The following is a 4,583-nucleotide window of genomic DNA, read 5'->3' as shown; positions in this document are numbered from 1 at the left end:
CAGCGACTTCGACTTTGCGTGCCTGCTGGGCGATGTACTCGCGTTCTGCAAGCACAGGGCCCTCATACCGCTGCACGTTGGCGAGCGGCATCCCGGACAGCTCCGCCACTTCCGCGGCCGTAGCGCCGCTGCGGATGCGTGACTGAATGTCACGGGGGGGACATGGCGACGGGCGTGATCGAGGAACGTGCGGCCACCTGGGCAGGTGTCCGGCTCGCTGCAACCCGCAACGCCTCATCAATCGGAAGCTGGAACATCTCGCCGCCGGTACCGCTCAACAGGAGATGTCCGCCGTCGTCGTGGACGCCAACCAGCCGTAGATCCCGCATAAAATCCTCCACCATGGCCTATCTGACATTCGAAACTCTGCCACCCGGTACGGCCTTTTCCTACTAGGACAAAGGGCGCGCCGCGATATTCCGCGATTTCCGGCATTCCGTGCGCAGGCGATCGGCACCGGGGTATGGACATTCGAGACATCCGGGAGGACAATCTGCCGATATCGGGCACAAAAATGCGGCCCGCTGCGTTACATCCTTAGACCGGGCGAGGTTCCGGTCGACAGGATCGCAAGCCCTGCGTGACGTGCAAGGGAGAACGAAGAAGGGACCATGGCAACGGACTACGACGCCCCTCGGAAGACCGAAGAAGACACCGAGGACTCGATCGAGGAACTCAAGTCGCATCGCACCGAAAAACAGTCGTCATCGGCTGTTGACATCGATGAGACTGACCTCGCGGACGCCTACGAGCTCCCCGGGGCGGACTTGTCCGGCGAAGAGCTGCTGGTCCGCGTCCTGCCTCCGCAACCGGACGAATTTACGTGCTTCAATTGCTTCCTCGTCAAACACCGCTCCCAGATTGCGCGGGAGAAGGACGGGCACCTTTATTGCAAGGAATGCGAAAGCTAGCCTCGCGAAGACTGCGTGGACAGCGCTGCCAGAAGTTCTTCGGGGCGGCGCGTGGACGTCAACCAGTACGGGGTGCGGTCCGCCGGGTCGGTGATTTCAATACGCACCACGGGATCGATCCAGCCCCGGAGGCACAGGAACGCCAGTCCGTGGAGACGGGTTCCGCGCTCCGCGGTGGCCTCGTCCTTGCGGTACGCGGTGACGGCGCCGACAAACTCGCGCTGGATAGTAGCGCGTCCCACTTGGACGGTGTCCCGGTCCACCACAATCGCCGGGGTGGACAACACCAGCATGGTGGTCATGATCGCAAAGAGGACCAGCGCGGCGATAATCCCCGCGGTGATGCTGATCGGCGCGAACATCAAGATGCCCGCGGCGGACAAGCCGACCACCACAATCCAAATCCAGGGGGAGGGCCAGAGCTTTTCCGTAAACAGGACGCCCGTTCCACTCGAGGAATGGTGCGGCGCGGGTACGGAAGCAGTCGATTCAGGCATACCACCAGCTTATCGGGACTGTGCCCCCGGGAATTAACGCCCCTCATGCCCTGCGGCCGGCGTGCAGCCGCAACCGGGGAAGACTCCGTGGGCGATAGAATGTGTGACTGTGAGCCACGAGACAGCAGTAGCCAGCCCAGCAGACACCTCCGCCGAATACGGCGCGCCGACCCTTCAGGTCCAACTGAAAATGCTCGACGCCGGATTGGAAGCGCCGTCCTACGCCCACCCCGGTGACGCCGGGGCGGACCTTCGGGCCCGCGCGGACGTATCGCTTGCGCCGGGTGAGCGGAAGCTTGTTCCCACGGGCGTCTCAATCGCACTGCCGAACGGCTTTGTCGCGCTGATCCACCCCCGGTCAGGGCTGGCAACCAAGCACGGACTCACGGTGGTGAACGCTCCCGGGACGGTTGATGCCGGCTACCGAGGTGAAATTTCCGTGACGCTTTTGAATACCGACCAAAACCACGCAATCGAACTCAAGCGCGGCGATAGAATTGCTCAAATGGTGATCCAGCGCGTCGAGTATGCGCAGTTCGTATCCGTGGAGGAGTTGTCCGACACCTCGCGCGGCACCGGCGGCTTTGGATCCACCGGAGGCTTCGCGCCGGCCGTGAGCTAGCAACAACCCTCGACAATCGGCGCCGCACGGAGCTGATTGCCATGCTGCCCGCGAGTTGATGGGCAGTCTGCGGTTTACTGGGGATAGACCACTACTAAGGAGACAACCCGATGCTTTTTGGGCGCGGAAAGAAGTCCAAGGCTGAGCAGCCGAAAGACAACGGTACTGAGCAGGCCAATGCCGCGACGACGCAGCAGGACGCCGGCACGGTAGCCAGTGGAGCCGCCAAGGGCGACTTCCGCCTGTCCAAGGGGCCATTGGATGCCAGCGAAATAGATAGCCAGGATGGCTACGTGGATCTTGGCGCCTTGCTGATCGAGCCTTCCGAGGGCCTTCAATTGCGCCTCGAAGTCGAAGAAGCAACCCAGCGGGTAGTGGCCGTCACCATGGACCTCGATGGCTCGAGCCTCCAGCTCCAAGCATTTGCCGCGCCACGCTCCGAAGGGCTGTGGGACGAGATCCGCGAACAAATCGGCCAGTCCGTATCCAGCCAAGGAGGCGAAGTCGAGGAGATCGTCGGCACCTTCGGCACGGAACTCATCGCCAAGCTTCCCACCGAATCCGCCGACGGCGGCCGTGGCTTCCGGGCCGCCCGGTTCATGGGCGTGGACGGACCCCGCTGGTTCCTCCGTGGCGTCATCGGCGGCAACGCGGCTTGGACAGGAAAGCGGCCGAAGGACTGGAGAACCTCTTCCGCAAGGTTGTGGTCATTCGCGGAGACAACCCCATGCCGCCCCGCGAGTTGCTTCAGCTGAAGCTTCCCAAGGATGCTGTGGCCTCCGGCCAGCACGGCGCTCCCCATGAAACGCCGGAGCTTCAGCGGCCGGAACGCGGCCCGGAGATCACCCAGATTGGCTGACAAAGCGGCGCGTGCCGCTGCCGCCCATGGCAGCTCGGCGTCCCTGCCCCTCACTGAACTCCCTGTCCGGGGCAGGGTCGACTGCACGGGTTTCATCGAGTCGGTCACCTACCAGCCCGCCAATGAGCAAGCACACTTCTCGGCTATCGTCGTCGACCGGATTGCGCATAGGGGCGACACCGGTCCGTTGACCCGGCTCCGCGTCATCTGGCTCGGGCGCCGCAAGGTGCCCGGTATTGAACCAGGGACGGTCCTGCGGCTCGAGGGCATGGTCACGCCGAAAGACGGGATGCCCACAATGTTCAATCCGCGCTACGAAATCCTCTCCCGGCAGGAGCACCAATGACCGTCGCCAATGGATCCGGCCCCCACGAAAAACCAGCGGAGGAGGAGCCCGGCTCGGCCGAGGAGGCCAGGCAGGGCGCCCAGGGGCCGAGCATTGCGGACATTGCCGCCGGCTATGCCGAGAAAGCCGGACTCCAACGCAACAGCCACGGCACGTGGATATCCTCAAATCCGCCGGGGGTGTCCAGGGCATAGCCGAGAGCATCGTGCCAGGCCTCGTCTTCCTGATCGCTTTCATGGTCACCCGCGACCTTCCGGCGTCCCTGATCGCCTCCCTCGCGGCGGCAGCCGTCTTCACCGTAGTCCGGCTTGTCCAACGGCGCCCGTTGACCCAGGCGCTTGCGGGGATCGCCGGCGTCGCCATCTCCGCTTGGCTCGCGAACACCACCGGCAAGGCCGAGGATTTCTACGTCCTGGGCTTCTATACGAATATCGCCTACATCGCCGGAATGGTGCTGTCGATCCTGCTCAAGTGGCCGATCGCCGGCCTGCTTTTCGGATTCGTCCGCAACGAGGGCTTCGAATGGCGGAAGAACCCGGAGCGCCTGCGGGCCTACGCCATCGGCACGTGGGTAGTCATTGCCGTCCTGGCACTACGGCTGGTGGTCCAGGTGCCCCTGTATTTCATGGGCGAACCCGGCCTTGCCGCGCTCGCTACCATGAGGCTGATCATGGGCGCTCCGCTATACATCCTTGGGCTCTGGATTGCCTGGCTTCTGACCCGGCCGGTGCCGGGCCAGAAGCCGGATCGTGATCCTCAGCCGTCGAAGCCGTCGTCGTCGGACTGATCCGAAAACTCTTCTTCGACGTCAACTGAGCCGTGGTCCGCGGCGGACGGGGAAAGCAGCCCCCTGAGGCCGTCCTCAGCCGCAATGGTGGTGACGAAGAACAGCTCGTCGCCGCCGTCGATCACGTCGTCGCGGCTCGGCGTGATGGGCGCATGGTCCCGAAGGATCGCCACCAGGGTGGCGTCTTCGGGCCATTCGATGCCGCCCACGGTGCTGCCGATGATGTGCGAGTCGTGGGGAACGGTGAATTCCACGAGTGAGGAGACGCCCGTCTGCAAGGTCAGCAAGCGGACGAGGTCACCGATTTCCACGGCTTCTTCCACGAGCGCCGTCATGAGCTGCGGGGTGTTGACTGCGACGTCGACGCCCAGGAATCGTTGAACATCCAGTCGTTCTTGGGATTGTTGACCCGGCCAACCGTGCGGCCCACACCGAATTCGGTCTTGGCCAGCAAGGACACCACGAGGTTGACTTTGTCGTCGCCGGTCGCGGACACGACGACGTCGGCCCTTCCAGCTTCGCTTCCTGCTCAGCGTGCTCAATTCGCACGCGTCGCCCACG

At 63.8% G+C, this 4,583-nt stretch carries 6 protein-coding genes and 3 pseudogenes; 5 read left to right on the top strand and 4 right to left on the bottom strand.

Annotated elements, in window-relative coordinates; all coding sequences use genetic code 11:
* The coding region (gene sepH / locus AHiyo1_RS15080) for a septation protein SepH (protein ID WP_253257382.1) at window positions 1-223 on the bottom strand (223 nt) is incomplete at its 3' end.
* Window positions 150-329: a septation protein SepH gene (gene sepH / locus AHiyo1_RS26945; RefSeq protein WP_059389108.1), complete on the bottom strand. Its 180-nt coding sequence runs from the start codon at window positions 327-329 to the stop codon at window positions 150-152. The genes sepH (AHiyo1_RS26945) and sepH (AHiyo1_RS15080), both read right to left, overlap by 74 nt.
* A gap of 282 nt (window positions 330-611) precedes the next feature.
* Here sepH (AHiyo1_RS26945) and AHiyo1_RS15075 point away from each other — a divergent pair, with 282 nt between their 5' ends.
* A complete protein-coding gene (locus AHiyo1_RS15075) occupies window positions 612-911 on the top strand; it encodes a DUF4193 domain-containing protein (protein WP_059389107.1) in 300 nt (99 codons plus the stop codon).
* Here the strand turns inward: AHiyo1_RS15075 and AHiyo1_RS15070 are convergent.
* Complete coding sequence (locus AHiyo1_RS15070) at window positions 908-1,408, bottom strand: DUF3093 domain-containing protein (RefSeq protein WP_059389106.1); 501 nt, start codon at window positions 1,406-1,408, stop codon at window positions 908-910. The two genes, AHiyo1_RS15075 and AHiyo1_RS15070, sit on opposite strands and share 4 nt — an antisense overlap.
* 109 nt (window positions 1,409-1,517) lie before the next feature.
* On the opposite strand from AHiyo1_RS15070, the gene dut reads away from it, so the two are divergent.
* The 4 genes and pseudogenes from dut to AHiyo1_RS15050 all read left to right on the top strand — a co-directional run bounded on the left by dut (window position 1,518) and on the right by AHiyo1_RS15050 (window position 4,022).
* Window positions 1,518-2,030, top strand: coding sequence for a dUTP diphosphatase (gene dut / locus AHiyo1_RS15065; RefSeq protein WP_059389105.1), 513 nt, complete (start codon window positions 1,518-1,520; stop codon window positions 2,028-2,030).
* Window positions 2,031-2,140: 110 nt separating this feature from the next.
* Window positions 2,141-2,889, top strand: a pseudogene (locus AHiyo1_RS15060) (DUF3710 domain-containing protein).
* The gene (locus AHiyo1_RS15055) at window positions 2,831-3,235 is read left to right on the top strand and encodes a hypothetical protein (protein WP_253257373.1); all 405 of its coding nucleotides are present in this window, start codon (window positions 2,831-2,833) and stop codon (window positions 3,233-3,235) included. The pseudogene AHiyo1_RS15060 and the gene AHiyo1_RS15055 overlap by 59 nt, the downstream one beginning before the upstream one ends.
* Window positions 3,232-4,022, top strand: a pseudogene (locus AHiyo1_RS15050) (DUF3159 domain-containing protein). The gene AHiyo1_RS15055 and the pseudogene AHiyo1_RS15050 overlap by 4 nt, the downstream one beginning before the upstream one ends.
* On the opposite strand, the pseudogene AHiyo1_RS15045 reads toward AHiyo1_RS15050, so the two are convergent.
* Window positions 3,992-4,583 (bottom strand): annotated as a pseudogene (locus AHiyo1_RS15045) (potassium channel family protein); the annotation flags it as partial. The pseudogenes AHiyo1_RS15050 and AHiyo1_RS15045 overlap by 31 nt on opposite strands.

Origin of the sequence: Arthrobacter sp. Hiyo1 (assembly GCF_001263615.2) — a bacterium.
In the GTDB taxonomy this organism is placed as follows: domain Bacteria; phylum Actinomycetota; class Actinomycetes; order Actinomycetales; family Micrococcaceae; genus Arthrobacter.
This window is presented reverse-complemented; position numbering and strand designations above follow the sequence as displayed.